Annotated in this window: 25 protein-coding genes; 13 read left to right on the top strand and 12 right to left on the bottom strand. The window is 66.8% G+C overall.

The features are described from left to right. Nucleotides 1–23: 23 nt before the first annotated feature. From mobB to PX653_RS14000, 6 genes are all read right to left on the bottom strand, one after another. The gene (gene mobB / locus PX653_RS13975; protein ID WP_277418451.1) at nt 24–572 is read right to left on the bottom strand and encodes a molybdopterin-guanine dinucleotide biosynthesis protein B; all 549 of its coding nucleotides are present in this window, start codon (nt 570–572) and stop codon (nt 24–26) included. 63 nt (nt 573–635) lie between these two features. Next, on the bottom strand, nt 636–812 hold the full coding sequence (locus PX653_RS13980) for a hypothetical protein (protein ID WP_277418452.1): 177 nt from the start codon (nt 810–812) through the stop codon (nt 636–638). A gap of 85 nt (nt 813–897) precedes the next feature. Next, the gene (locus tag PX653_RS13985) at nt 898–1,587 is read right to left on the bottom strand and encodes a general secretion pathway protein GspB (RefSeq protein WP_277418453.1); all 690 of its coding nucleotides are present in this window, start codon (nt 1,585–1,587) and stop codon (nt 898–900) included. Continuing rightward, nucleotides 1,588–3,138 (bottom strand): AAA family ATPase, encoded by a 1,551-nt coding sequence (locus PX653_RS13990; RefSeq protein ID WP_277418454.1) that lies wholly within the window; start codon nt 3,136–3,138, stop codon nt 1,588–1,590. Nucleotides 3,139–3,173: 35 nt separating this feature from the next. Beyond that, a complete protein-coding gene (locus PX653_RS13995) occupies nt 3,174–3,650 on the bottom strand; it encodes a hypothetical protein (RefSeq protein ID WP_277418455.1) in 477 nt (158 codons plus the stop codon). Nucleotides 3,651–3,661: 11 nt separating this feature from the next. Then, the gene (locus PX653_RS14000; protein WP_277418456.1) at nt 3,662–3,847 is read right to left on the bottom strand and encodes a hypothetical protein; all 186 of its coding nucleotides are present in this window, start codon (nt 3,845–3,847) and stop codon (nt 3,662–3,664) included. Nucleotides 3,848–4,004: 157 nt separating this feature from the next. Here PX653_RS14000 and PX653_RS14005 point away from each other — a divergent pair, with 157 nt between their 5' ends. The 11 genes from PX653_RS14005 (at nt 4,005) to PX653_RS14055 (ending at nt 15,177) form a co-directional block, all read left to right on the top strand. Further along, nucleotides 4,005–4,259, top strand: a complete 255-nt coding sequence (locus tag PX653_RS14005; RefSeq protein ID WP_277418457.1) for a PEP-CTERM sorting domain-containing protein — start codon at nt 4,005–4,007, stop codon at nt 4,257–4,259. Between the two features lie 128 nt (nt 4,260–4,387). Then, nucleotides 4,388–5,752: a head GIN domain-containing protein gene (locus tag PX653_RS14010; RefSeq protein WP_277418458.1), complete on the top strand. Its 1,365-nt coding sequence runs from the start codon at nt 4,388–4,390 to the stop codon at nt 5,750–5,752. A 272-nt stretch (nt 5,753–6,024) separates the two neighbouring features. Continuing rightward, nucleotides 6,025–6,894: a glucosamine kinase nucleotide-binding domain-containing protein gene (locus tag PX653_RS14015; RefSeq protein WP_277418459.1), complete on the top strand. Its 870-nt coding sequence runs from the start codon at nt 6,025–6,027 to the stop codon at nt 6,892–6,894. A 60-nt stretch (nt 6,895–6,954) separates the two neighbouring features. Then, nucleotides 6,955–7,632, top strand: a complete 678-nt coding sequence (locus PX653_RS14020; RefSeq protein ID WP_277418576.1) for a GntR family transcriptional regulator — start codon at nt 6,955–6,957, stop codon at nt 7,630–7,632. Continuing rightward, nucleotides 7,629–8,741, top strand: coding sequence for an N-acetylglucosamine-6-phosphate deacetylase (gene nagA / locus PX653_RS14025; RefSeq protein ID WP_277418460.1), 1,113 nt, complete (start codon nt 7,629–7,631; stop codon nt 8,739–8,741). The genes PX653_RS14020 and nagA overlap by 4 nt, the downstream gene beginning before the upstream one ends. Next, a complete protein-coding gene (locus PX653_RS14030; RefSeq protein ID WP_277418461.1) occupies nt 8,731–9,744 on the top strand; it encodes an SIS domain-containing protein in 1,014 nt (337 codons plus the stop codon). Before nagA ends, PX653_RS14030 begins: the two co-directional genes overlap by 11 nt. Nucleotides 9,745–9,756: 12 nt before the next feature. Next, nucleotides 9,757–11,085 carry an ABC transporter substrate-binding protein gene (locus PX653_RS14035; protein ID WP_277418462.1) on the top strand — a complete coding sequence of 443 codons (1,329 nt, stop codon included), beginning with the start codon at nt 9,757–9,759 and terminating at the stop codon, nt 11,083–11,085. Next, on the top strand, nt 11,085–11,945 hold the full coding sequence (locus tag PX653_RS14040) for a carbohydrate ABC transporter permease (protein ID WP_277418463.1): 861 nt from the start codon (nt 11,085–11,087) through the stop codon (nt 11,943–11,945). Before PX653_RS14035 ends, PX653_RS14040 begins: the two co-directional genes overlap by 1 nt. After that, nucleotides 11,942–12,745 (top strand): carbohydrate ABC transporter permease, encoded by an 804-nt coding sequence (locus PX653_RS14045; RefSeq protein ID WP_277418464.1) that lies wholly within the window; start codon nt 11,942–11,944, stop codon nt 12,743–12,745. The genes PX653_RS14040 and PX653_RS14045 overlap by 4 nt, the downstream gene beginning before the upstream one ends. Before the next feature lie 24 nt (nt 12,746–12,769). Next, nucleotides 12,770–14,080 (top strand): MFS transporter, encoded by a 1,311-nt coding sequence (locus tag PX653_RS14050; RefSeq protein ID WP_277418465.1) that lies wholly within the window; start codon nt 12,770–12,772, stop codon nt 14,078–14,080. Then, nucleotides 14,080–15,177: an ABC transporter ATP-binding protein gene (locus PX653_RS14055; RefSeq protein WP_277418466.1), complete on the top strand. Its 1,098-nt coding sequence runs from the start codon at nt 14,080–14,082 to the stop codon at nt 15,175–15,177. The genes PX653_RS14050 and PX653_RS14055 overlap by 1 nt, the downstream gene beginning before the upstream one ends. 34 nt (nt 15,178–15,211) lie before the next feature. Here PX653_RS14055 and PX653_RS14060 read toward each other — a convergent pair whose 3' ends face one another. The 3 genes from PX653_RS14060 to PX653_RS14070 are packed head-to-tail and all read right to left on the bottom strand — an operon-like array spanning nt 15,212 to nt 16,762. Continuing rightward, complete coding sequence (locus tag PX653_RS14060; RefSeq protein WP_277418467.1) at nt 15,212–15,640, bottom strand: hypothetical protein; 429 nt, start codon at nt 15,638–15,640, stop codon at nt 15,212–15,214. Further along, nucleotides 15,637–16,398 carry a hypothetical protein gene (locus tag PX653_RS14065; protein ID WP_277418468.1) on the bottom strand — a complete coding sequence of 254 codons (762 nt, stop codon included), beginning with the start codon at nt 16,396–16,398 and terminating at the stop codon, nt 15,637–15,639. The genes PX653_RS14060 and PX653_RS14065 overlap by 4 nt, the downstream gene beginning before the upstream one ends. Beyond that, the gene (locus PX653_RS14070) at nt 16,385–16,762 is read right to left on the bottom strand and encodes a hypothetical protein (protein WP_277418469.1); all 378 of its coding nucleotides are present in this window, start codon (nt 16,760–16,762) and stop codon (nt 16,385–16,387) included. The genes PX653_RS14065 and PX653_RS14070 overlap by 14 nt, the downstream gene beginning before the upstream one ends. A 353-nt stretch (nt 16,763–17,115) precedes the next feature. Between PX653_RS14070 and PX653_RS14075 the strand changes: the two genes are divergently transcribed. Next, nucleotides 17,116–18,426: a tetratricopeptide repeat protein gene (locus PX653_RS14075; RefSeq protein WP_277418470.1), complete on the top strand. Its 1,311-nt coding sequence runs from the start codon at nt 17,116–17,118 to the stop codon at nt 18,424–18,426. 127 nt (nt 18,427–18,553) lie between these two features. Then, complete coding sequence (locus tag PX653_RS14080) at nt 18,554–19,753, top strand: DUF5009 domain-containing protein (protein ID WP_277418471.1); 1,200 nt, start codon at nt 18,554–18,556, stop codon at nt 19,751–19,753. Between the two features lie 98 nt (nt 19,754–19,851). Here PX653_RS14080 and PX653_RS14085 read toward each other — a convergent pair whose 3' ends face one another. The 3 genes from PX653_RS14085 to PX653_RS14095 all read right to left on the bottom strand — a co-directional run bounded on the left by PX653_RS14085 (nt 19,852) and on the right by PX653_RS14095 (nt 24,672). Then, nucleotides 19,852–20,964 carry an acyltransferase family protein gene (locus PX653_RS14085; RefSeq protein ID WP_277418472.1) on the bottom strand — a complete coding sequence of 371 codons (1,113 nt, stop codon included), beginning with the start codon at nt 20,962–20,964 and terminating at the stop codon, nt 19,852–19,854. After that, a complete protein-coding gene (locus PX653_RS14090) occupies nt 20,961–21,947 on the bottom strand; it encodes a glycoside hydrolase family 18 protein (RefSeq protein ID WP_277418473.1) in 987 nt (328 codons plus the stop codon). Before PX653_RS14090 ends, PX653_RS14085 begins: the two co-directional genes overlap by 4 nt. A 67-nt stretch (nt 21,948–22,014) precedes the next feature. After that, nucleotides 22,015–24,672, bottom strand: coding sequence for a TonB-dependent receptor (locus PX653_RS14095; protein WP_277418474.1), 2,658 nt, complete (start codon nt 24,670–24,672; stop codon nt 22,015–22,017). Nucleotides 24,673–25,042 lie beyond the last annotated feature (370 nt).

Genomic DNA, 25,042 nt, shown 5'->3' on the forward strand with positions numbered 1-25,042 from the left:
TTTTGCCTTGTGGCCTGTTTCGGTTACGGCACGTCGGCGGGAAACTTGAGGGCCAGTTCGCGCTCGATCCAGGCCAGCACGGTGAGCGGCGCGTTCAGGTCCAGCCACGCCAGCTCAGGGCGCGCATCGGCCGGCCGTGGCTCATCGGAAGCCACCGCGGCAATCAGCGGGTCGTGCGGATACAGCGGCGGCTGGCCGACAGCGGCGCGGTAGACCTCCAGCTTCGGCAGCGGCCACGATTTGAACCCTTCCACCAGCGTCAGGTCGGCGGGGGCCAGGCGGGCCAGTTGCTCGTCCAGGCCCGGCTCCGGTGCGCCGCGCAGCTCGTGCACGATGGCAAAGCGGTAGGGCGACGCCACCATCACCTCGGCCGCGCCGGCCAGGCGCATGCGCGCGCTGTCCTTGCGCGGTGGCTCCAGCTCCAGGTCATGATGGCTGTGCTTGATGACGTTGACCTTCAGTCCCCGCCCCGCCAGCGCGGCGACGACGACTTCCAGCAGCGTGGTCTTGCCGCTGCCGGAGCGCCCGACGACGCCGATGACGCGCCGTGGCGACGCTTGTTCCCGATACATCTGCCCTCCCATGGTTGCGGCCGTTCATTATAACCACCGCGGGAGACGGCGCCGGGCTGGCGCTTACTCGGGACGGAACGGACCGTCCTTGCCGCCCCCGGTCGCCAGGCAGATCAGCACGACAATGGCCAGCAGCACGATCAGGCTGCCGGGTTCCGTGACGGCCTGGTCGGGCGAGATGGCGGCCGCGTGGGCGGGCAGCACGGCGGTGACCAGCAGGGACAACATGTTCAGCTTCATTAATTTACTCCTGTCGTATTTGCCAATACGACAAGCATGACCGACGCTTGTTACGTCACGATGACGGGCGCTGTCGTGCGCGTCGTCAGAACGCCACGCGGTAGCGATAGCCGCGGAAACTGAACACGGCGCCTTTCGGCAGCAGTTTTTCCAGCACCAGCCCGGGCGCCACCTCGTCGCCTTCGCGGCGCAGCACCTTGTCGATCAGGATCAGGCGGTCGGCCGGGTTGGCCGAGTACATATAGCCGTCCATCGAGAATGGCGGGATCGCGCGGCGAATCGGTTCGGGCAGGTCGGCCAGCGCCTGGACCGGTTCCTCAGCCGGCTTCGACGGCAGCTTCGACAGCGGCTTCGACAGCGGCTTCGGTGCGGGCGTGTCGGGCGCCGGCTCGGCGGCTGCCGGTGCCGGCTGTGCCGCGGCCACGACCGGTGGCGGTACCGGGGCGGGCCCGGCCACTGCCACGACCGGTGGCGGCGGCGCGACGGCCGGCACGGCTGCCGGCTTCACCACGGGCGCGGGCACCGCGGCAACCGGCTGCGGTGGCGCAACCACCGCAGCCGGCGCTGCCGCTGCCACGCTTGCCGTGCGCTGCCACAGCACCGCGGCCAGCACGCCGATCGCGACAGCGAGCGCGCCGACGGCAACGACCAACGGCCTGCGCAGCATGGCGGTACGGGGCACGGCGGTGTCCAGCACGGGTGCATGGATCGTGGGCGCCGCGCCCAGCTGTCGTTCCGCTTCGGCCTTCTTCAGCGCTTCCAGGATATAGGACATCTATTTTCCTCCCCCGGCCAGGCGCGGCTCGCGCACGCCGGCCAGCTGGCTCAGGCGGATGAATGTCTTCGGACCGGCCACACCATCCGCCTTCAGGTGTTGCGCGGCCTGGAACTCGCGCAGCCAGCGCAGCACGGGGCCATCCAGCGCCAGCCCTTCGCGCGGCACCGGCTCGCCCCGCAGTTCGGCCAGCCGGCGCGCCAGCCAGTCGACGTCCGGTCCGCGCGCGCCGGCGCCGACCTCGTCGCGCCAGGTGCGCGGGGCGCGCCAGTATGTCGTGTAGTTGCCTTCATAGCGGCGCTCCAGTTCCGCCAACGCGAGGCGCTGGCGCTGGCCGGCCAGTTCCAGGGTGGCCTGGGTGCCGTCAAGCGCCGTCAGCAGTGCATACGTGGGCGCCTTGCCGCCGGCGAGGCGCAGCACGGCCGGCCGATCCAGGCGGCGCAGTTCATCCAGGCTGGCCTTGCCTTGCAGGCAGCGCAGGTCCTCGCGCGCCGCCGTCGCGCACGGGTCGCCATGACCGGGCGTGACGCCCCACATGCCGGCCAGCCGGTGCAGGTGGGCATCGTAGTCGTCCGGCGCCAGGGCCGGCAAGCGGGGTGCCGCGGCCGTGGCCGGCGTCTTCTGTACCGGCGCCGGGGCCAGTTGCCATGCGGCGGCGGCCGTCAGCACGGCGCCGGCCAGCACGCCGGCCGCTCCGACCAGCCAGGGCCGGCGCCAGGTGGCGGTGGCTTCGCCGGCAAACACCTCGGCGGCGGCGCGGCGCAGGATGCGGCGCGTGACCTGGCGCCGGTTTTCCACGTAGGCACCCAGCAGCGCGCGGTCGCACAGCAGGTTGATCCGGCGCGGTACGCCTTTCGTCAGCTGGTGCACCAGGCCTGTCAGGCCGGCCGGGAACGGCAATGGCCCGGTCGCGCCCGCCACGGCAAGCCGGTGCGCGATGTAGTGGCCCGTTTCGTCCGCCGTCAGCGAACCCAGGTGGTAGCGCGCGATGACGCGCTGCGCCAGTTGTTCCAGCTCCGGCCGGGCCAGTATCGTGCGCAGCTCCGGCTGGCCGATCAGGATGATCTGCAGCAGCTTGCGCTCGCTCGTCTCCAGGTTCGTCAGCAGGCGCAGCTGCTCGAGCACGGCGGCCGACAGGTTCTGCGCCTCGTCGATGACGAGCACGTTGTTCAGCCCCTGCGCATGGTTGGCCAGCAGGTGGCGGTTGATCGCGTCGACGTAGCCCTTGACGGTGACCTTGTCGCCGCCGTCGGCCGGCAACTCGATGCGCAGCTCGTCGCAGATCGACAGCAGCAACTCCTCCACCGACAGCTTCGGATTGAAGATGTACGCCAACCGGCAATTGGCCGGGATCTGCTCCATGAAGCAGCGGCACACGGTGGTCTTGCCGGCACCGATCTCGCCCGTCAGCAGGACGAAGCCGCCGCCGCTGCCCACGCCGTACAGCAGGTGCGCCAGCGCTTCGCGATGGCGCTCGCTCATGAACAGGTAGCGCGGATCGGGCGCGATGGAAAACGGGGATTGTTTCAGCTGAAAATGTTGCGTGTACATGCACACCCTGTCGTTGGCGGATCCCGGCAAATGCGCTAGCGCAGCGCTGGCGGCAACGGTAGCGGCTTGAACTTGGCGCAGTAGATCTTTGCCTGGCGATTCGCATAGACGATGCGGCCGCCCGTCCGCGTTTCGCGCACCGGGTACCTGGAACGGTCGATTTTCGCATAGCGCACGCCATCCTGGGCGGTAATCGCCGCTTCCAGCTTTTCCGGGGTGGCATCGGCCAGCGCGCCGACGAAGCTGTACGGCCAGCTTTCGTCGCTCACCATCACCTCGCGGATGGGAAAGCCCCACAGGGTGGCCTCGGGCGTGCGGAACCAGTAGGCGCCGCCCTCGCGCTTGTAGGGCTGGCCGAAGAAACGCACCATGTAGTCGAAATAGTAGCGGTTGGAGGTCTGGTCGCGGCACAGCAGGCCGTTGCCCAGCACCGTGCCGAAATGGGTGGGGACGGCCGCGCCAGCCGTGCCGCAGACCGGCAGCACGGCAGCAAGCACCAGCCATGCGCGCAAGCAAGCGCGGGCTACAGCTTTTGCAGCCATGCCCGGTTGGCGCCGATCTTGGCCTTGGCGGAAGCGGGCAACGCCTCATAGCAGCCCGGATACTGCTTCAGGGCGCTTTCGCGAATCTGCTTCTCCGCACCGTTGATCAGGAAAACGTAGAGCGTCGCGCCTTCCGCGGTTTTCCTCGTCCCTAAGTACTTGATCATGTTCTCGATTCTCCAGCGGGCATTATGACACCTCCCGGCGCGCCCGACAGCCCGGCACGGCCGTCTGTTACTTCTCGACGCAACAATTTTCACGATTTGATTATCATCATTACACCATCTGTGTCATAATGGAAATATCTTTCCCCTTTTGGCCCCCATGAAATCCCTGTTCGCCTCTCTCAGCCTGGCCATGGCCTGCGTTACCGCCCATGGCGCCGAACCCGTGCCCGTCCTCGAGCTGCCCGGGTTGACGCGGGAATGGGACGCGCCGGCCGTGGACCCTGTCGGCGTGGCCGTTTCCACGCCGGCGCAGCCCGTGCCCGAACCGGGCGTGCTGCCGATGCTGGCCGTCGGTGCCGTCCTTGTCGCGCTCCGTCTCGGCCGCAAGCGTCGCAACGACACCTTCAAGTAAGAACCGCCTGGACGCGTTCTTACACCGTCCACGCCCCGTTTTCGGTGGTTCGTCTCGCCGCCGGCGCTGCAACGCCCCGTTTGCCCTATCGTATTGACATCACTCATCAATCGACCATGGCCAACCTCATGACCAAGCTGCTTGCCACCGCCCTGCCCGTCACCGCTCTGCTCCTGCTGGCCACGCCGGCCGCCGCGGAGCCCGCCCGCACCGCCACCGAAACCCGCCAGACCGGCGCATTCGGCGCCATCGAGCTGTCCGGCCCCTTCGACGTCACGATCGATGCACAGGCACCGCGCGGCGTGCGCCTGACGGGGCCTGCGGCGGACCTGGCCGACGTCGAAACCATTACGGAACGCGGCACCCTCATCGTCCGGCCGCGCCAGCGCAACGGCTGGCACTTCAGCTTCGGCAAGCGCAACGAGCCGATCCGGCTCGTCATCGGTGCGCCCCAGCTGCACAGCCTGAAGAACGGCGGCAGCGGCGACGTCCAGCTGACCCGTTTCCAGGGGGAGCGCCTGGTGCTGGCTGCCACCGGCCCCGGCGACATTCACGCGTCCGGCATCGTCGGCGAACTGACGTTGCGCGTGGCCGGCAGCGGCGACGTCGACTTGCGCCAACTGCGCCCCGCCACCTTGCGCGCCGAGCTGAGCGGCCCCGGCAACGTGGAAGCGGCGGGCATCACTCGCGAGCTGGCCGTGGAGCTGACGGGCTCGGGCGACCTGGACGCAACCGACCTGCGCACGGATCTGGTGACGGCCACCATGCGTGGGCCCGGCGACGTCAAGCTGCACGGACGCAGCAAGGCAATCCGCGCGACGGTGCAAGGCTCAGGCGACCTGGAAGCGTGCGCCCTTGCGGTCGAAGTCGCCAGCGCGGCGTTGTCGGGCCCCGGCAATGCCTGCGTCAGCGGCACGATCCGGCAAATGCAAGCCGAAGTGCATGGCTCGGGCGACCTGGAGGCGCGCGGCTTGCAGACGCAGCGCTTGCGCGTGACGCTGAGCGGCCCCGGCAACGCCACGCTGGCGGGCAGCACGGGCAGCCTGGAAGCCAACGTCAGTGGCTCGGGCGACCTGGACGGACAAGACCTGCAGGTCGGCCGCGCCGTGCTGCATGCCACCGGCCCCGGCTCGATCGAGCTGAACCGCGTCAGCGACAGCCTGGAAGGCGAACTGAACGGCTCGGGCGGCCTGACCACGCGGCTGGAGACGCGCAGCGCCAAGCTGCGCATGAACGGCCCGGCCGGCGTCACGCTGCACGGCCGTACCGGCGCACTGGCCGCGGAACTGTCGGGTTCGGGCAGCCTGGACGGCCGGGCCCTGCAGGCCGACCAGGCCAACGTGACGGCACGCGGCCCCGGCAGCGCCACCGTCAACGTGCGCGGCAAGGTCGAGACGCAGTCGCGCCAGGCCACAGCGACCCGCCAGCCCGGCCAGTCCCGCCTGGTGCTGGTGGACCGGCGCGGCGTCCACGAGGACGGCGTGGCCGACTAAAGTGCGCCGTCGCCCTGCCAGCGCAACGCCCGGCCGTGCCGGGCGTTTTCATTGGTGTGCCCGCTGGTATTATCCCAACCGGTTTCCTCGCATACCAACTTCAATACCATTCCATTCCCTGCTAATCCATTCAATATCAATGACTTACCTCGACGTTTCGGCGCAGGCGTTAATCGTCTTAACAACACATTTCAATACCAGTTAAATACCTGTTGACAAGCTGGTTTGCGCGCCCGTATAGTGCCCCACAGCTCCTCACAACCTCAGTCAACATGATCGAATATCTCATCGGTGTCGATGGCGGCGGCAGCGGCACGCGGGTGCGGCTGGCGCGCCCGGACGGCAAGCTGCTGGCCGAAGGCAGCGCCGGCCCGTCCGGCCTGCTGCACGGCATCCAGAACGCCTGGAAGTCCGTCGAAGAAGCGATCGCGGTCGCCTTCACTGCCGCCGCGCTGGCCATGCCCGAGCGCAGCGCCATGGCCGTCGGCCTGGGCCTCGCCGGCGTGCACAACCCGCAATGGGCCGCCAACTTCATCGCTGCCAATCCCGGCTATGCCGCCGTGGCGCTGGAGACCGACGCCTACACGACCGTGCTGGGCGCGCATGCGGGCCAGCCGGGCGCGATCATTGCGCTGGGCACCGGCAGCGTGGGCGAGATCCTGTGCACCGACGGCAGCCGCCGCGAAGTGGGCGGCTGGGGCTTCCCCGCCGGCGACGAGGCGGGCGGCGCGTGGATCGGCCTGAGAGCCGTCAATCACATCCAGCAGGTCGTGGACGGGCGCGTGCCCGGCAACCCGTTCGCCGATGCCGTCATCGCCGCATGCGGCGGCAGCCGCGACCGCATCCAGGTGTGGCTTGCCAACGCCAGCCAGACCCAGTATGCCCAGCTGGCGCGCATCGTGCTGCAGTTCGCCGACCGCGAGGACGCGGCGCGCGCCATCATGCTCGACGCGGGCCGCCAGGTCGCACTGATCGCCCGCGCGCTGGACGACACGGGCACCCTGCCGATCGCCCTGTGCGGCGGCCTGGGCGAACCGATGCGCCCCTTCCTGCCGCCCGAACTGCTGGCCGCCATCGTGCCGGCCCACGGCGATTCGGCCGAGGGTGCGCTGCGCCTGATCCAACAACAACTGAAGGAGTAAGCCGTGCTAGTCCAGTTGCGCGATTTCCGTCCCGATGCCTCCAGCGACACCCCCCTCTACATGCAACTGGCGAACAAGCTGTCCGACGGCATCGCCAGCGGCGACTGGCGCGCCAACGAGGCGTTGCCGTCCGAGCGCGTGCTGTCGGACATGCTGCAGATCTCGCGCGTGACGGCCCGCAAGGCCATCGACATGCTGTGCGACCGCGGCATGCTGACGCGCCGGCGCGGCTCGGGGACCTACATCACGCCGAAGCTGGAACAGCCGCTGTCGCGCCTGACCAGCTTCTCCGAGGAGCTGCGCCAGCGCGGCTTCACGGCCGGCTCGCGCTGGCTGCAGCGCGAGGTCGGCATCGCCGCGCCGCTGGAACTGTTGTCGCTGGGGCTGTCGCCGAACATGCCGGTGGCGCGCCTGAAGCGCCTGCGCACGGCCGACGACGTCGTCATGGCCATCGAGACGTCGACGATCCCGGCCAGCTACATGCCGAATCCGCACAACGTGACGGACTCGCTGTACGGCTACCTGGAAGCGAACGGCACCATCCCGATGCGCGCGCTGCAGCACATCCGCGCCATCAATGCCAATACCGAACAGGCCAGGCTGGCCAATATCGCCCCTGGTACCGCCATGCTGCACATCACGCGCGTGAGCTATCTGGACAGCGGGGCCGCGGTGGAACTGACCCACTCGTGGTGCCGCAGTGATTACTATGAATTCGTAGCGGAGTCGCGTCGATGAACGATGCCATCAAAGGTAACATCCTCACACCGGGCGGCTGGATCCACGGCGCCGTCACCTTCGGCACGCGGGTAGCCGACATCCAGGGCGCGGCGGCCGACCCGAAGGGCAATGCCGACGACTACATCCTGCCCGGCTTCATCGACCTGCACGTGCATGGCGGCGCGGGCAAGGACGTGATGGAAGGCGGTGACGCCATCCACCGGATCGCCGCGATCCATGCGCGCCACGGCACCACGAGCCTGCTGGCGACGACGATGACGGCGCCGCCGGAAGACATCGACGTGGCGCTGGCCGCCATCGGCAAGGCCGTCAAGGAGCGCGGCAGGAACGAGGCGCGCGTGCTGGGCGCGCACCTGGAAGGCCCGTACATCAATGCCGGCAAGCTGGGAGCGCAACCAAACTACGCGCGCGCCGCCACGCTGGCCGAGGTGCAGCGCCTGGAGACGCTGGCGCCATTGCGCGTCATCACCGTGGCGCCGGAGATCGCCGGCCACCTGGGCCTCGTGCGCGAACTGGCCAACGAAGGCATGCGCGTGCAGATCGGCCATACGCTGGGCTCCTACGACGACGGCGTGGCGGCGCTGGAACACGGCGCTTCCGGCTTCACGCACCTGTTCAACGCAATGAGCGGCCTGCACCACCGCGAACCCGGCATGGTGGGCGCGGCGCTGGCGCACGCCCAGTTCGCCGAACTGATTCCCGACCTGCTGCACGTACATCCGGGCGCCATCAAGACGGCGCTGCGGGCGATCCCGCGCCTGTACTGCGTGACCGATTCCACGGCGGCCACCGGCATGCCGGACGGCGAATACATGCTGGGGCGCCACACGGTCCACAAATGCATGGGCGGCGTGCGCCTGCCGGACGGCACCTTGGCCGGCAGCACGCTGACGCTGGACCAGGCGCTGCGCAACCTCGTCGGGCTGGGCCTGGACCTGGCCGACGCCTCCGCGCGCGTCTCCACGCACGCCGCCGATTATCTAGGCCTGGAAGACCGGGGCCGCATCTCGCCGGGCGCGTGGTCCGATTTCGTCGTACTGGACCGCGAACTCAAACTCAAAGCCGTCTATATCGAAGGAGAACGTTGTGACCTCAATGATGCTTAAGGAAGCCTTGTCCGCGTCCGAATGCGTAGCGCTGCAGCTGGCGCACGACACGGACCGCTACGCGGAGCTGGGCCGCAAACTGAGGAGCACGGCGTTCAACACGGCGCTGACGGTCGCGCGCGGCAGCTCGGACCATGCGTCGAACTACATCGCCTACCTGATCATGGCGCGCCTGGGCCGCATCGTCGCCTCGCTGCCGATGTCGCTCGTCACCTTGCACAAGTCGCCGCTGATGACGCGCGACACGTTGACGATCGCCGTGTCGCAGTCGGGCCAGAGCCCGGACGTGGTGGAACCGATCCGCTACTTCCGCGACGGCGGCGCGACCACCGTCGCCCTCGTCAACGACATCGACTCGCCGCTGGCGCAGGCCGCCGAATGGGCGATGCCGCTGCGCGCCGGCAAGGAGCAGAGCGTGGCGGCGACCAAGAGCTTCATCACGTCGCTGGTGGCGGGCGCGCGCATGGTGGCGCAGTGGCAGAACGATCCGGAACTGCAGGACGGCCTGGCGGCGCTGCCGGAAGCGCTGCACGCGGCCGGCCAGGCCGACTGGTCGGCCGCGCTGGAGGTGCTGACGCCGGCCCGCAACATCATGGTCGTCGGCCGCGGCATCAGCTTCCCCGTCGCGCTGGAGTCGGCGCTGAAGTTCAAGGAGACGTCCGCGCTGCAGGCCGAGGCGTTCTCCGGCGCCGAGATCAAGCACGGCCCGATGGCGCTGATCGACGAAGGCTATCCGCTGCTGATCTTCGCCACCCGTGGCCCCACGCAGGCCGGCCTCCTGGCGCTGGCCGACGAGATGCGCGGCCGTGGCGCGCGCGTGCTGCTGGCCGCGCCCGCCGACGTGGCACAACGGGACCTGACGCTGCCGGTGGCGGCCACGCCGGACCTCGATCCGATCGTCGCGATCCAGGCGTTCTACGTGATGGCGGCGCAGCTGTCGGCCGCGCGCGGGCTGGACCCGGACCGGCCGCGGCACCTGTCGAAAGTCACCAAGACCAACTGACCGATGAAGCGCATGCTGACCGTCTTCGCGGGCGTGGCGCTCGCGGTCCACGCCGCCGCCGCACCCGTGCAGAAGCTTGAATTCTGGACGTTCAGCATGAAGCCGAAGTTCACGCCGTATTTCAACGGCATCGTCAGGAACTACGAAGCGGCCAATCCGGGTGTCAAGGTCGAATGGGTCGACTTCCCGTGGGACATCATCCAGACGAAGCTCGTCACCCGCATCGTCGCCGGCACGCCGCCCGCCCTCGTCAACCTGAACGTGCCATGGGCGGACGAATTCGCCCGCGACGGCCTGCTGCAGCCCGTCGATGCGCTGCTGGGACCGGACCGCAACCGCTATCTCGCCAGCACGCTGCAGGACCTGACGTTCGGCGGCAGGACGTACGGCTTCCCGCTGTACAGCAACGTGGCCGTCATCGCCTACAACAAGCGGATATTCCAGGCCGCGGGCATTCCCCATCCGCCGCGCAGCCTGGACGAACAGCTGGCGTTCGCCCGCCAGATCGCCCAGCGTACGGGCAAGGCGGGCCTGTGCCCGGCGCTGGCCAAGATCGACGGCCTGATGATGCAGCAAGGGCTGGCCGTGATTCGCAATGGCCGTGCCGTGTTCAATTCCCCGGCCCACGTGGCGCTGGTCCGCAAGCTGGCCGATACCTACAAGGTGGGCGGCCTGCTGAAGGACAGCCTGTTCGCGGAGGATAACTTCCCCGCCGCGATCGACGCCTACAAGGGCGGCCGCCTCGGCATGCTGCTGGCGCCGCCGACGGCCGTGGGCCGCATCGCGCTGGACGCCAAGGACATCTACGCCGTCACGGACGTCGCCCCGGCCCCGCTGGGCCCCACGGGCATCGCGGACGGCGGCTGGCTGATCCACTTCGGCGTGCCGGCCGGCGTCGACAAGGCGCTCCTGCCCGCAGTGGGCAAGTTCGCCCGCTACCTGACCAGCGACGCCAACCAGCTGGCCTTTGCCAAGGCCGCCAGCGTGTTCCCCGCTGCTGCGGGCGCGGCCGCCGACCCGTTCTTCACGACGGTACCGCCAGGCGCCGGCGCCGCGGAGAAAGCGGTTGCCGCCGGTGCCGTCTCCATGCCCCACTCGCGCACGCTGTACGTGGCCGGCGTTACCGACTACGACGAGCTGCGACGCTCGCTGGTGAAGGCGGTCGAAGCAGGCGTCACGGGGCGGCAGGATATCCAGGGGGCGCTGGATGAAGCGGTCGTTATCTGGAACCGCAAGCTGGCAAAGCAGTTTCCACCCAACGGCTTGAAGCCGGGGTCAGACCCGTCGGGTCTGACCCCGGTTCTTGGTCTTGGGTTGAAGCCTGACATGGTGGCGCCTTGATGTCCCGCACCACCCTCACCGCCTGGCTGTTCCTGGCCCCGGCCCTCGTGCTGCTGGCCGTGTTCTCGTTCTGGCCCGTGGGCTTCGGCTCGTATCTCGCCTTTACCGACTACAGCCTGATCCGTCCCACGCACTGGGTCGGGCTGGACAATTTCCGCTACCTCTTCGCCAACGAGATGTTCGTCACGGGCCTCGTCAACTCCGTGCTGTTCCTGCTGATGGTGCCGTGCGTGCAGGTCGGTGCGCTGGCGCTGGCGGTCCTCGTCAATAACCAGTTGCCCGGCATCCGGCTGTTCCGCGCCGCGTTCTACGTGCCGGTCGTGACGACGGTGTCGGTGGTCGGCATCATGTGGGGCTTCATGTTCCATGAACAGGGCACGCTGAACTATGTGCTGCTGCTGTTCCGCCTCGTCGACGCCCCGGTGGGCTGGCTGTCGCACGACGGCATCGCGCTGTTCGCCATCATGTTCGTCACGATGTGGCGGGGACTTGGCTGGTACATGGTGATGTACCTGGCGGCCCTGCAGGCGGTACCGGCCGACATGCAGGAGGCGGCCATCCTGGACGGCGCCAACCGCTGGCAGCGCTTCTGGAAGATCACCGTGCCGATGCTGCGCCCCACGATCGCCATCTGCACCATCCTGTCCGTGCTGGCCGCGCTGAAGGCCTACCAGGAAGTGGACGTGCTGACGCAGGGCGGCCCGATGAATTCGACCTTCACGGCGCTGTACTACGCCTACGACCAGGGCCTCAAGCACCTGAAACTGCCGCGCGCGCTGGCCGCCAGCTTCGTCGTCTCGCTGCTGTGCATCGGCGTGGCGCTGTGCTGCCTGCGCTGGCTGAAACCGAAGCACCGATGAAGAAGACGCTCCACTACCTGCTGCTGTCCGCCATCGCGCTGCTGTGCGTGTTCCCATTCTGGTGGACACTCGTCACGGCGCTGTCCACCGAAGGCAACGTGTTCGCGTTTCCGCCCACGTTCTGGCCCAAGGCGCCTTCGCTGGCCAACTTCGCCGAGGTCTTCCGCGTCATTCCGCTGTGGGACTTCTTCCGCAATTCCGTCGTCATCGCGGCCTGCACGGTGCTGTGGAAGCTGATCTTCTGCTCGATGGCGGCCTACCCGCTGGCGCGCATGCATTTCAAGGGCCGCAAGCTGGTGTTCGGCCTGATCCTGGCCACGCTGGTGCTGCCGTCCGAGGTCAACTTCCTCGTCAACTTCATCACGGTGACGAAGCTGTCGCTGGTGGACACCTACACGGGCGTGATCCTGCCCAACGTCGTCACGGCCGTCGCCATCCTGCTGCTGAAGCAGGCCTTCGAGGAAGTGCCGCAGGACCTGATCGACGCGGCCCGGGTGGACGGCGCCTCGGAATGGACGATCTTCACCCGCATCATGCTGCCTTTGATCGCGCCATGGCTGGCGACGGTCGGCATCCTGACGGCGGTGGAGTCGTGGAACGAATACATCTGGCCGTCCATCGTGATGAGCAAACCGGATGAATTCCCGCTGTCGGTCGGCGTACTGTACCTGCGCGGCACGTTCGGCAGCAGCACCCGCGTCGTGGCGGCGGGCACGATCATGACGATCGTGCCGACCCTGGTGGCGTTCCTGTTCGCGCAGCGCTTCTTCATGCGCGGCATGGACGGCGCGGTCAAATGACAAAAACGAGAACATGAGGAGCACATGGACGATTCAAAACGCGCCCGCAGCCCGCTGACGTGGGTCCCCACGATGTACCTGGCCCAGGGCCTGCCGTTCTTTTCGGTGGCGCTGATCGCCAGCATGATGTTCAAGAGCATGGGCGTGCCCAACGAGGACATCGCGCACTGGACAGCGTACATCGGCATGGCCTGGATCTTCAAGCCGCTGTGGAGTCCCTTCCTGGAACTGGCCAGCAGCAAGAAGCTCGTCGTCGTCACGTTCCAGCTGGCCAGCGGGGTGTTCTTCGCCCTGGTGGCGCTGGCGCTGCACCTGCCCTTCTGGCTGGCCGCCAGCGTCGCCATGCTGGCCTGCGTGGGCATCAGCGCGGCGACGCACGACATCGCATGCGACGGCGTCTACATCACCAGCCTGACGCAGAAGCAGCAGGCCCAGTACGCCGGCTGGACCGGCACGTTCTTCAACGCCGGCCGCTTCATCGCGCTGGGCGGCCTCGTGATCCTGGCCGGCCACCTGGAGAAAACCCAAGGCATCGTGCCCGCATGGACGACGATCTTCGTGATCCTCGCCATCACGATGGTGGCGCTGGCCGCGTATCACAGCTGGGTGCTGCCGCTGGCGAAGAATCCCGTCACGGAAGACCGGACCGTCGCCGGCATCGCCAGTACGCTGTGGGAAGTCATCGTGGACTACTTCAAGAAGCCCGGCATCTGGCTGTCGATCCTGTTCATCATCCTGTTCCGCGCCGGCGAGGCGCAGGTGCAGACCATCGGCCCGCTGTTCCTGCGCGATGCGCTGGACCAGGGCGGCCTGGGCCTGTCGACGAGCCAGGTGGGCACCGTCTACGGCACGGGCGGCACGATCGCCTTCATCGTCGGCTCCATCGCCGGCGGCTACTTCACGTCCTGGCTCAGCCTGCGCCGCGCGATGATCTTCCTGATCCTCGCCGTCAACCTGCCGAACCTCGTGTTCTACTTCCTGTCGACGTGGCTGCCGACCGACCTGACGGTGATCGGCGCGGCCCTCAGCCTGGAGATGTTCGGCTACGGCTTCGGCTTCGTCGGCGTGATCCTGTACATGATGCAGGTGGTCGCGCCGGGCAAGTACCAGACCGCCCACTACGCGCTGTCCACCGGTGTCATGCAACTGGGCTTCGTGCTGTTCAAGTACTTCAGCGGCGCGGTCCAGGCCGTGCTGGGCTACCAGCACTTCTTCATCTGGGTGCTGCTGTGCGCTATTCCCGTGACGGTGCTGGCGCTGTTCATCCCGCTGGTGCCGCGCGCACAGCCGGAGCCGTCCGCGGAAGTCGAGGCCAAGCAAGCGGTGGCGGGCTGATGGCGGCCCTCGCGCTGCGCCAGCTCGCCAAGCGCTACGGCGACAATGCCGTCATCCATGGCGTCGACCTGGACATCCGCGACGGCGAATTCGTCGTCTTCGTAGGCCCTTCCGGCTGCGGCAAGTCCACGCTGCTGCGCATGATCGCCGGACTGGAAGAGATCAGCGGCGGCGAGCTGCACATCGGCGGCCGGCTGGCCAACCACGTGCCGCCGGCGCGGCGCGACCTGGCGATGGTGTTCCAGTCGTACGCGCTGTATCCGCACATGACGGTGTACGACAACATGGCGTTCGCGCTGCAGCTGGCGGGCCAGAAGAAAGACGACATCCGCGCCGCCGTGCAGCGCGCCGCCGACGTGCTGCAGATCGGCCACCTGCTGGCGCGGCGGCCCAAGGAACTGTCGGGCGGCCAGCGCCAGCGCGTGGCGATCGGCCGCGCCATCGTGCGCCAGCCTGGCCTGTTCCTGTTCGATGAACCGCTGTCGAACCTGGACGCCAGCCTGCGCGTGCAGATGCGCATGGAACTGGCGCGCCTGCATGCGCAACTAAAGACGACGATGATCTACGTGACGCATGACCAGGTCGAGGCGATGACCCTGGGCGAACGGATCGTCGTCTTCAACGGCGGCCGGATCGAGCAGGTCGGCACGCCCCGGGAGTTGTACAACGCCCCGGCCAACCTGTTCGTGGCGGGCTTCCTGGGTACGCCAAAGATGAACCGGATCGGCGCCACCGTGGCCGGCGCGCAGGGGCCTTTGCAGGTCCGCCTGGCGGACGGCACGCCGCTCGCCACGACCATGGCCGCCGGCGCCGCGCAGGACGGCGCGCTTGTAACCGTCGGTATTCGACCGGAGCACTTGCGGGTGGCAGCGGACGGCGACGCCGGCAACCGCCTGGCGGGGGTCGTCAGCCATGTCGAATACCTCGGCGACCAACTGCTGGTTCATGCCGCGACGCCCGGCACGACAGACCCGATCGCCTTGCGCCACCCGGCCGACAGTCCCGTGCCGCAGCCCGGCCAGGCCATCGAGTTGCACCTGCCGCCAGGGTCGTGCCACGTCTTCGATGCCCAGGGCCGGGCGCTGGTGCGCGGGTGACAGATGAGGCGCAGGCCGGAAGACCGGCGGCGCCTTACCACATACAGAGCTCGAACTTCTCCCTTTTGGTTGGCACCGGCACCACCGCACCGCTCGCGTCCTTGCTCAGGATCTCGCCACGGCAGCGCATGCCACTCAACTGGTACACGACAAAGTACTCCTTGCCGGCCTGCGGTACGAAGCTCATGGGCGCGACACATGTGAAGCCGCCAGGCAGGCCGGCGGAAGAGAACCCCGGTTCAACCCATAATGTGCGGCCGGCGGGAATCACCGTGAATGGCTGTGTCTGATCCATCGGCGCCTTCGGACACTCGTTGGTTTCCGAGATGGTGACGTACGGGATCTTGTCCACGCCGAGCTTCAATACGGCGGTGGGTGCGTCGGCCGGCCCCTTGTAGGCGTAGGGTGCCTTGCACCCAGCCAGCGCGAGTGCGACGGCGCCAACGACAACGACACGCTTCATTTCACACCCCACAGGGACTGGAAGTTGATCTTGCCGATACCGGCCTTCATGCCTTCCTTGAGCTTGGCCAGGTCGTTTTCCTCCAGTTTCTTCAGGTCGCCGCCCAGCTGGAAGATCTCCATATGCGCGAGATTGCTGTTCCAGACGACCTTGTTGGTGGCCAGGTCGATCACGCGCAGGTTCGGTTGTGCGGCGACATTGACCATGCCATAGCCCACCGCATTGCCGTACAGGTCCATGGCTGTCATGTCGACCAGGTAGCGATAGCCCTTCTGCCGGAGTGCCGCAGTCGCCGCATCGAGCGCCGGCGCCTTGGGCCACGTACCGAAATACAGGGGAATCGGCAGCAGCTTCGTGCCAGCGATCTCCGGATGGGGGACGTTGGCGTCAGCCAGCGCCCGGCCGGCCAGTACGCCGTTCGCGGCGCTTACCTGCGCAGGTGCGAGCGCGCCATGGACACTGTCCGCGTTGAAGCCCTGCGCGCGCAGTGCCTCGACGGTATAGCGCGTCATGTCCTCGTCCGCGGACCACAAACCGCCGAAGTCCTGGCGCGATGTCTTGGTCTCGAGCCAGAGTACCCGGTACAGGGTCTCGAGGTAGTTCACCTGTTTCGTCACGACCTTGTAGTTGACCGCGATGCGCTCGGACTTCAGTGCCGAAATATCGGCACCATCGACGGTCGGAACGGCGGACGGAGTAGTCGCGCACCCCGTCAGGATGGCGGACGTGAAAACGATGGTGGCACTAATTCTTTTCATGGTTACTTTCATTGGGGTTGTAGGCTTGCAGCAGCTTGCCGTCGACGTCAAAGACGCAAATCAGGGCGACGCGCTGGTCACCGATGACGTCTTTGCTGCCGAGGTCGGCATAGCTGACCGAACTCGTGCCGGGCGTGTAGGCGGTCGCGGACACCGGTAGCGGAACGAAGTAGCTGGTACTCAGCGCGGTGCCGGTGTAGTACCAGTATTCCCGACTGCCGTCGGCCGACTTCTCCGTCGACCGTGGCAAGCCGATGGCGTTAACCACCTCGGCCTTGACGCTCTTGCCCGGCAGGAGGGTGTGCTGGCGCAACGCCCCGCCGCGTTCGATCGAGGAACATCCGGCCACGAGGACCGTGACCATGACAACTGTTGCGAGGAGAGCGGAACGGCGCATTTTTTGCCTTGGTAAAAGGCGCCAGTATATCGATAATTATTAAAATAAACACTAAAATATTCTCATGGAAATATTTGAGTATTGGTGATAACACCGCACCGACCACATTGGTGTGGTCCTTCGGAACGGCCAGCACGCGGGCCCGGTTTCTGCGGCTGCCATGACTTCATTTACCGCTGCGCTGCAGGGCATCGGCCCCGTCATAGATGCCTGGCATATAGCGAAACAGGCCGTTACAATTCTGTCCATTCGAATCCCGACATTTACCCAATTTATGGGACAATAAGTGTTTGTCTACTTGATTGAAGGATCATTTCATCATGCCTCAGTTCCGTATCGCTCGCATTAGCCTGCTCCTGGCTGCCATCGGCCTGTCCGCCGTCCCCGCGCTGACCCCTGCCGCCCTCGCCCAGGACAAGGCCGCAGCTCCGGCCGCCGAGGCGCCGAAGGATTCCGTGCGCCCGGAGATCTACAAGCTGGTGGAGCCGGCCCAGATCAAGGCCCTGCTGGAGGCGAAGAACCACGCCGAGGTGCAGAGCCGCCTGGATCAGGCCGAGGCACTGCCGAACAAGACGCCTTACGAAAACTTCGTGCTGAACCGCATGCGCATCTCGCTGGGTTCCGCCACCAACAACACGCAGATGACGACGACCGCCCTGGAAGCCGTCATCAACTCGGGCAAGCTGCAGCCGTCCGAGCAGCGCGACTTCATCGCCGCGCTGGGCAATATGTACTACAACGCCAAGGAATACCAGAAGGCCATCACGTGGTTCAACCGCTACCAGACGGAGACCGGCGACAACAAGATGCGCCCCTACATCATCCGCGCCCACTACTTCAGCAATGACTTCGCCACCGCGAAAACCGAGCTGCTGAAGGACCTGGAAGCGGCGCAGAAGGCCAACACCGCGCCGAAGCTGGAAGAGCTGCAGCTGCTGGCCAACACGGGCGCCAAGACCAAGGACCAGGCCACCTACCTGCTGGCCGTGGAAAACCTGGTGCGCTACTACCCGAACGACGACTACTGGATCGACCTGCTGAGCCGCACGCAGGGCAAGGCCACCTACTCGACCCGCTTCGCGCTGGACGTGTACCGCCTGCAGAAGGCCGCCGTGTCGAAGATGTCGGCGGAAGACTATGCCGAGATGGCCGACCTGGCCCTGCTGGCCGGCCAGCCGATCGAGGCGAAGCAGGCGCTGGACGCCGGCTTCACCGCCGGCGTGCTGGGCAAGGGCCCGAACGCCGACAAGCACAAGAAGCTGCGCGCCCAGGCCGACCGCCAGGCCGCCGACGACATGAAGAACATCGGCAGCGGCGAAGCGTCGGCACGCAAGTCGAAGAACGGCACGGGCCTGATCAACCTGGGCTACGCCTACGTGACGATGGGCCAGCACGACAAGGGCATCGCGCTGATCCAGGAAGGCATCGCCAAGGGCGGCCTGCCGAACGCGGAAGACGCCAAGCTGCGCCTGGGCTACTCGTACGCGCTGGCCGGCAAGAAGGACGACGCCATCAAGACGCTGCAGTCCGTGCAGGGCACCGACGGCCGCGGCGACCTGGCACGCTACTGGATCATGTGGGTCAACCGTCCGGCCGGTGGCGCCGCCGCGCCGGCCCAGGCTGCCCAGTAAGCCTTTGCGGCTTTGCAAGCGAGCGGGAACGGCCTTGGCCTGACCCGCTTTTTTTATATGGGGACAGACACTTCCTGCGGGCGTTCGCCCGCAGGAAGTGTCTGTCCCCGGTGCTTATGGAGCCAACATGTCTTCGACCCGCCTCGTCAGCCTCGACGCCTTCCGCGGCTGCGTGATCGCGGCGATGATCTGGGTGAACTACATCGCCGGCATGCCGGGCATCCCCTACTGGCTGGAGCACGCCGGCCCGCGCGCGGACGGCATCGCGCTACCGGACATCGTCTTCCCGGCCTTCCTCTTCATCGTGGGCATCGCGATCCCGCTGGCGCTGCAACGGTCGCTGGGCCAGGTCACGCCGGCGCTGCTGGGGCGCCTGCTGTGGCGTGCGGCCAGCCTGATGGTCGCGGGCGTCGTGCTGGCCAACGCCTACCGCTACGACGCCGACGCGGCGCCGCTGCCGCGTGCCGTGTACTTCCTGCTGTTCTACGTGGCGATGATGCTGCTGTGGCGCCAGCGGGACGGGGGTAAGCGCGATGCGGGGCAGCGCGACTGGACGTTCTGGCTGGGCGCCGCGCTGATGGCGGTCCTGCTGCTGGCGTTCCGCGGCACGCTCAACGAGGAATTCGACAGCGTCTACCTGCAGCACACGTGGTGGGGCATCCTGGGCATGATCGGCTGGAGCTATCTCGTGTGCAGCCTGGTCTACCTGGCTACGCGCGGCGACGGCACGGCCCTGATGGCCGCGCTGGCGGGCCTGCTGGCACTGTACCTGGGTGGCACGGCCGGCGCGCTGGACTGGCTGCCGGCACCGCTGCGGAGTTTCGTCAACGTGCCGCAGCTGCTGGGATCGACGTCCGCCAATGTGCTGGCCGGGACCGTCGTCGGCCGCCTGTTCGTGCGCGGCGCCAATGCCGGCCACCGCGAACGCATCCGTTTTATGGGCTGGTTCGCCGCCGGCCTGTTCCTGTGCGGCCTGCTGCTGCGGCCCTACCACGGCATCAACAAGATCCACGCGACGGCGGCGTACACCCTCGTTTGCGCCGGGATCGTGCTGGCGCTGTTCCTGCTCTGCTATGTGCTGGTGGACGTGTGGCAGTGGCGGCGCTGGACCGTCGTGGTGCTCCCGGCGGGCACCAATGCCCTGTTCGCGTACGTTGCGCCGGACCTGTGGGAGCAACTGGCCGCGGTGCTGCACGTGCCGCGCGTATGGTGGCCGTATCTGGCCAGCGGCGGCGTGGTGGGATTGCTCAATGCCGCCGCGATGACGGTGGCGATGCTGGGGTTGACGGCGCTGGCCAGCCGGACCGGCCTGCGACTGAAGTTCTAGCTGGGGTCTGTCCCCGGTAAGTGTTCGCTCGCGCGCTTGCCGCCAGCGTCACGAGGGGACTGACCCCCGGCGGAGCTGACACCATGGGTCCCTCAAAGCTAAACCTTGATATAGATCCGCCGCCGATCCAGCCACCACCCCACCACCCAGCACCCCAGCATGAACAGCACGGCAAACAGCAGCGAAGCCAACTTCGCGGAAGCCAGTGGCGCAAAGACCGTCGCGTACAGCCAGTCATACACGGTGGCCCCGCCGACGAACGTCCTGACCATGACGATCACCAGGACCTGGGAAAGCAGGTAGATGAACAGCGTGTTCTTGCCGAACACCTCGAAGAAGTACGTGCCGCGACGGATGCCGCGCAGCTCGATCGCATATACCAGCAGCGGCAGGACCAGCAGGTCCAGGCCCACGGTCAGCAGCACGTAGGACCCCGTCCACAGCTTCTTGTTGACAGGCAGGACGCTGCTCCAGCACAACGCCACGGCCACGCAGGCGACGCCTGCCATCGTCAGCTTCGCCAGCGTTTCCCGGTTGGCGCCGCGGGCGAGCAACAGGCGCCCCGCGTAATAGCCGGCGATGACGTTGACGGTGGCCGGCAACGTGCCCAGCAACCCTTCCGGATCGAAGGCGGTGCCTTCGCCGTGGTACAGGTGGCGTTCGCCCAGCAACCACAGGTCCACCTTGGCCGCCGCGTTGCCGGCCAAGGTGTAGTCGCCCCACCGCGCCAGGATCAGCCAATGGCCCGCCAGCGCCAGCACGGCAAAGATGGCGGCGCCGCGCGCTTTCAGGAAGTGCAGCACCAGTGCGGCGATGCCGAAGCACAGGCCGATGCGCTGCAGCACGCCAGGGATGCGCGTGTCCGCCAGCGGCAGCAGCCCGAAGCCCCCGGCGCCGTCGGGACCGAAGAACGGGAACCAGTACAGCAGGAATCCCAGCAGGAAGATCAGCGCACTGCGCCGCGCCACCTTGGCCACGACGGCGCCGTCGCCCATGGCCGCGTACTTCGGCAGCGCGAACGCCAGCGCATTGCCGACCACGAACAGGAAGGTGGGAAAGACCAGGTCCGTCGGCGTGAAGCCGTGCCAGTCGGCGTGCAGCAGCGGCGCGTACACGTGGCTCCAGCTGCCGGGCGTGTTCACGACGATCATCAGCGCGACCGTCAGGCCGCGCAGCACGTCGAGCGACAGGAAGCGTGCCTGCGCGCTCAACGGCGCACCGCCTGCTCAAATGCGCGCCCGAACGTTTGCCAGTAAGCGCCAGCCGGCACGCCCGGCATGGTGCTGCACTGCGCATCCGCGCCGCTGACCGCGCGGGTGCATGGCATGTCGCGGTCGAGCGACCAGTAATGCAGGCCGGCCAGGCCCAGCTCGCGCACGCCGCGCGCGACGGTGGCCGCATCCTCGACCGTGAAGACATTCTCGACGACGTCGTTCACGCCGATCATCGGTGTCAGCTCGATCTGCGCGAACGGCACGCCGTACTTCGCGTGTACGTTGCGCGCCGCCTGCAGCGCGGAGGCGCCCATGTCGCAGCGCTCCCCGCGCAGCACGCAGACCTTGGCACTGGCGGGACCATAGTCCATCGTCATCAGGTTCAGCACGTAATCCTTGACGCCGCTGGCGCGTACGGCCGCCAGCACCCGCTCGGCCATCGGGTTCAGGCTGGCCTGGCTGCCGTCCGATGCCGCGTGGGTGGCGACCGTGAAGCTGAAGCGCAGGCGTGGATGCTTGCGCTGGGCGGCGGCAATGCGGTCCGTCAGCGCGCGGATCTGTGCCGGCGTCTGCTCCGCCTCGATGTCGAAGTCGAATCCGAGCAGCCGTGGCGAATCGTAGCGGGCGATGAACTTTTCCATGCCCGCATCGCTGGCGCACGTGAAGACGCCGCCCTGCCCGCCGGTGGAGACGATGTACTCGATCCCGGCGCGCGCGAAGGCCTTCGCGTTGGCGTCGGCCACTAGTTGGCCGGGGCGACCGTTCCATGTCTCGCTGCCGCATTCGCCGGTGGCAAACGCCCACGTCAGCGCGGCGGGGCGCTGTGCCTGCGCGACCAAGGCGCCCGAGGCAAGCGTGATGACGGCGTTGTCCGGCCAGTGCTGCGGCAGGTGCTTGTACGGACTGACGACGACGGCCGGCGCCGCGTGGACGGCGCCCGCCATCATTGCAGCGCCGAGGAAGGAAAGAATGTGACGCATACTCGCTCCAAAAGGAAAAAAGGCAGGGCCGGCGAAACCGGCCCTGCCCTGTCGACGCAAAGGCTGCTTACATCTTGCCGCGGATGCCGAAGAAGATCTGCTTGCCGTTCTTGTAGAAAGCGCGTGGCTGGTCTTTCGACGAGGCGTAGGATTTCAGCAGCGGATCGTTCAGGTCCTTGCCTTCCAGCGACAGCGTCAGGTTTTCCGTCAGGTTGTAGTTGACGGAGGCCGACACGGTCCCGACGTCGTCCTGGTAGATGGCGCTGTTGCGATCCAGGCCGTTCAGGAACGCCGAGCGGAAGCTGTAGTTCACGCGTGCGCTGAAGCGGTCGTTTTCATAGAACACGCTGGCGTTGTAAGAGTTCTTCGACGTGCCGATCATGTTGCAGTCGCCCAGGTCGGCGCAGGCCGATTTCGGCGCCTTGGCGCGTTCCTCGCCGTCCGCATACGTGTAGTTGACGTTGAAGCCGAAGCCGTTGCCCAGGTCCTGCACGTACTGCAGCTCGACGCCGCGCACGCGGGCCTTGGTGTTCAGCGCCGCGCTCATGTTGTACGTGGTGACGGCCTTCACGGAGTTGTTGTAGAACTGCGCCGTGGACGCGCCGTACGTGACGTACGAGCCGATGTTCATGTTGTAGACGTTCACGCCCAGCAGCGACTTCGGCATGAAGTACCACTCGGCACCCACGTCGACGTTGTTCGACATGATGGGTTTGAGGTTCGGATTGCCGCCCGAGCCGGAGTACGTCAGGTCGTTCAGCGACAGCGCGCCCAACGCGCCGAAGTCCGGCCGTGCCAGCGTGCGGCTGGCGGCCGCGCGCACCACCACGTTGTCCGTCACGTTCGTCTTCAGGTTGATACTCGGCAGGAAGTCGTTGTACGTGTTCGACGAGCGCACCGGATTCCACACGTTGTTCGGCGAGCCGTTGGCCACGTCGATCTCGGTGCGCACGAAGCGCACGCCCACGTTACCCGTGAAGCGGCCCAGTTCCAGGTCGCCCATCACGTAGGCCGCCGTCGCCTTCTCGCGGATCTGGAATTCGCTCTGGTAGGCGTGCTGGTTGAACGACACGTACGTGTCGCCCCACTCCTTCATCGAATCGCCGGTGAACGTCCACGGGCCCTGCAGCACGTTGGCCAGGGGGCTGTTCGGGTAGTTCGTCAGGCCCTTCGGACGGTTGGCCAGCAGGCCGCCGGCCGGGGCGATCGTGCCCTGCAGCCAGGTCAGGTCGCGGTCGTGCTTGGCCGCGCGCAGGCCGAAGCGCACGGTCGGCACGGCACTCCACGGCGCTTGCCACGTGCCGTCCACCTGGCCGTAGGTTTCCTTGTCCTTGGCGGTCGTGTCCGAAGCCCAGCCGCCGAAGAAATCGGCGCCCGTGCGCGGATTGAACGTGCCGGCGTTGTCGACGGTGACGGTGGCCGGCGCGCCCAGGCCGTGCATCGTCAGGCTGGTGCCGGCGTAGGCCAGCCAGGCTTCGTAGCCGTAGTCGCGTGCATAGCCGGTGCCGCGGGTCGTGCCCACCTGGCCGGAGAAGCGCAGCGAATCGCTGGCGCGCCATTGCCAGTCGAAGTTGACGAACTTCGAGTCGGAGTACGAACCCGGACGGGCGATGATGTCCTGCACGGACGGGCCCATGTTGGCGCAGTTGAGGCCTGCCGGGCAGGCAGACGGGAACGTGATCGAGGTGATCTGGTTGCCGGTGACGGTGTAGCTGGACGGCACCACGCCGCCCACGCCGGACCAGTTGTTCGACAGTGGCTGGTACGGCGCCAGCATGAAGTTGGCGTTGACGTTGTCGGCATCGAGGCGGGTATAGAAGCCGTTGATGTCGAAGCTGAAGTCCTTGTTGACCTTGAACTGCACGTCGATCATGCCGCCCTTGCGCTCGCGCTCCTGCTGGAACAGCGAGGAACCGGTCAGCAGCGACAGCCACTTGCCTTCGACTTCAGGGTGCGCCTTGATCCAGTCCGGCGCGATGCCCGGCGTGACCTTGTCCCACCACAGGAATTCCTGGCCCATGCGGCGCAGCGTGCGCTTCTCGTCGAACAACTGGACCAGCACGCCCATGTTGTTCGCTTCGTTCTTCCAGTTCGCCAGGGCGGAGAACTGGGCGTTCTTTTTCTTCGAGCCTTCGCTGTACACGCCCTCGATGGAGCCCATCAGGGTGAACGGCTTCTTGAAGCTCAAGGGCTTGCGCGTTTCGATGTCGACGTTGCCGGAGGCGCCGCCTTCGATCAGGTTGGCCTGCGAGCTTTTATGGACGGTGACGCGGCCGATCAGTTCGGACGGGAACATCGAGTAGCTGACGGAGCGGCCGCCGCTGGTGATGTTCGAGATGTACCAGTCGCCGCTGGAGACGGTATGGCCGTTCAGCGTCGTCAGCGCCAGGTTCGAGGGAGTGCCCTTCAGGCTGACGCGGTCGTTCTCGCCGAAACCGCCTTCGGTACCGCCGGCGGTGGCAACGGAAACGCCCGGCACGCGCTGCAGCGAGTCGGCGACGCTCTTGTCGGGCATCTTGCCCACGTCTTCGGCCGTGATCACTTCGACCAGCGAGTCGGCGTTGCGCTTCTGGTTCAGCGACTGTTCCAGCGCCGCGCGCACGCCCGTCACGGTGACGACGGTCATATCCTTGTTCTGGTCGCTGGCTTGCTGGGCATAGGCCATACCGCTGCCGGTGATGAGGATCGCGACAGCGGTCGCGATCGGTGTCAAATTGCGCTTCATGTACTCCCCCTAGAGATGAGCCCCGCGATGGAAGGGCTCGTGCCGATTTTTACCTACGAAAGACCAAACCCGGTATGTGCCTGCCCAGGCTGGAGTTGGTCTCGTCATGCCACTTACAAAACCAATTGAGCGCCAATATACCCCAACCAATACCAGAACACTACCAATTTTCGTAATTTTTTCGCATGTTGTATTGAAAATACAGTCCACTTTGACTATCGATGACGGGAGATAGCGCTACCTCAGAGGGAGGATGTGGGAACGGTCGAGGTGGACCGGTGGCGTATGGTCTTTTTTTGGTATTATCGACGCCGCCTTTTCACGCTGCATCCACATCAACGACAGGCGCGCACCGACGCGGCCGGCCCCG

It is taken from the genome of Pseudoduganella chitinolytica, from assembly GCF_029028125.1.
Taxonomy (GTDB): domain Bacteria; phylum Pseudomonadota; class Gammaproteobacteria; order Burkholderiales; family Burkholderiaceae_D; genus Rugamonas; species Rugamonas chitinolytica.

What these genes read in the sequence shown, in the direction of transcription:
- mobB (WP_277418451.1), bottom strand. Translation starts at nt 572, where the DNA reads ATGTATCGGGAACAAGCGTCGCCACGGCGCGTCATCGGCGTCGTCGGG.
- PX653_RS13980 (WP_277418452.1), bottom strand. Translation starts at nt 812, where the DNA reads ATGAAGCTGAACATGTTGTCCCTGCTGGTCACCGCCGTGCTGCCCGCC.
- PX653_RS13985 (WP_277418453.1), bottom strand. Translation starts at nt 1,587, where the DNA reads ATGTCCTATATCCTGGAAGCGCTGAAGAAGGCCGAAGCGGAACGACAG.
- PX653_RS13990 (WP_277418454.1), bottom strand. Translation starts at nt 3,138, where the DNA reads ATGTACACGCAACATTTTCAGCTGAAACAATCCCCGTTTTCCATCGCG.
- PX653_RS14000 (WP_277418456.1), bottom strand. Translation starts at nt 3,847, where the DNA reads ATGATCAAGTACTTAGGGACGAGGAAAACCGCGGAAGGCGCGACGCTC.
- PX653_RS14005 (WP_277418457.1), top strand. Translation starts at nt 4,005, where the DNA reads ATGAAATCCCTGTTCGCCTCTCTCAGCCTGGCCATGGCCTGCGTTACC.
- PX653_RS14010 (WP_277418458.1), top strand. Translation starts at nt 4,388, where the DNA reads ATGACCAAGCTGCTTGCCACCGCCCTGCCCGTCACCGCTCTGCTCCTG.
- PX653_RS14015 (WP_277418459.1), top strand. Translation starts at nt 6,025, where the DNA reads ATGATCGAATATCTCATCGGTGTCGATGGCGGCGGCAGCGGCACGCGG.
- PX653_RS14020 (WP_277418576.1), top strand. Translation starts at nt 6,955, where the DNA reads ATGCAACTGGCGAACAAGCTGTCCGACGGCATCGCCAGCGGCGACTGG.
- nagA (WP_277418460.1), top strand. Translation starts at nt 7,629, where the DNA reads ATGAACGATGCCATCAAAGGTAACATCCTCACACCGGGCGGCTGGATC.
- PX653_RS14030 (WP_277418461.1), top strand. Translation starts at nt 8,731, where the DNA reads ATGATGCTTAAGGAAGCCTTGTCCGCGTCCGAATGCGTAGCGCTGCAG.
- PX653_RS14035 (WP_277418462.1), top strand. Translation starts at nt 9,757, where the DNA reads ATGCTGACCGTCTTCGCGGGCGTGGCGCTCGCGGTCCACGCCGCCGCC.
- PX653_RS14040 (WP_277418463.1), top strand. Translation starts at nt 11,085, where the DNA reads ATGTCCCGCACCACCCTCACCGCCTGGCTGTTCCTGGCCCCGGCCCTC.
- PX653_RS14045 (WP_277418464.1), top strand. Translation starts at nt 11,942, where the DNA reads ATGAAGAAGACGCTCCACTACCTGCTGCTGTCCGCCATCGCGCTGCTG.
- PX653_RS14050 (WP_277418465.1), top strand. Translation starts at nt 12,770, where the DNA reads ATGGACGATTCAAAACGCGCCCGCAGCCCGCTGACGTGGGTCCCCACG.
- PX653_RS14055 (WP_277418466.1), top strand. Translation starts at nt 14,080, where the DNA reads ATGGCGGCCCTCGCGCTGCGCCAGCTCGCCAAGCGCTACGGCGACAAT.
- PX653_RS14060 (WP_277418467.1), bottom strand. Translation starts at nt 15,640, where the DNA reads ATGAAGCGTGTCGTTGTCGTTGGCGCCGTCGCACTCGCGCTGGCTGGG.
- PX653_RS14065 (WP_277418468.1), bottom strand. Translation starts at nt 16,398, where the DNA reads ATGAAAAGAATTAGTGCCACCATCGTTTTCACGTCCGCCATCCTGACG.
- PX653_RS14070 (WP_277418469.1), bottom strand. Translation starts at nt 16,762, where the DNA reads ATGGTCACGGTCCTCGTGGCCGGATGTTCCTCGATCGAACGCGGCGGG.
- PX653_RS14075 (WP_277418470.1), top strand. Translation starts at nt 17,116, where the DNA reads ATGCCTCAGTTCCGTATCGCTCGCATTAGCCTGCTCCTGGCTGCCATC.
- PX653_RS14080 (WP_277418471.1), top strand. Translation starts at nt 18,554, where the DNA reads ATGTCTTCGACCCGCCTCGTCAGCCTCGACGCCTTCCGCGGCTGCGTG.
- PX653_RS14090 (WP_277418473.1), bottom strand. Translation starts at nt 21,947, where the DNA reads ATGCGTCACATTCTTTCCTTCCTCGGCGCTGCAATGATGGCGGGCGCC.
- PX653_RS14095 (WP_277418474.1), bottom strand. Translation starts at nt 24,672, where the DNA reads ATGAAGCGCAATTTGACACCGATCGCGACCGCTGTCGCGATCCTCATC.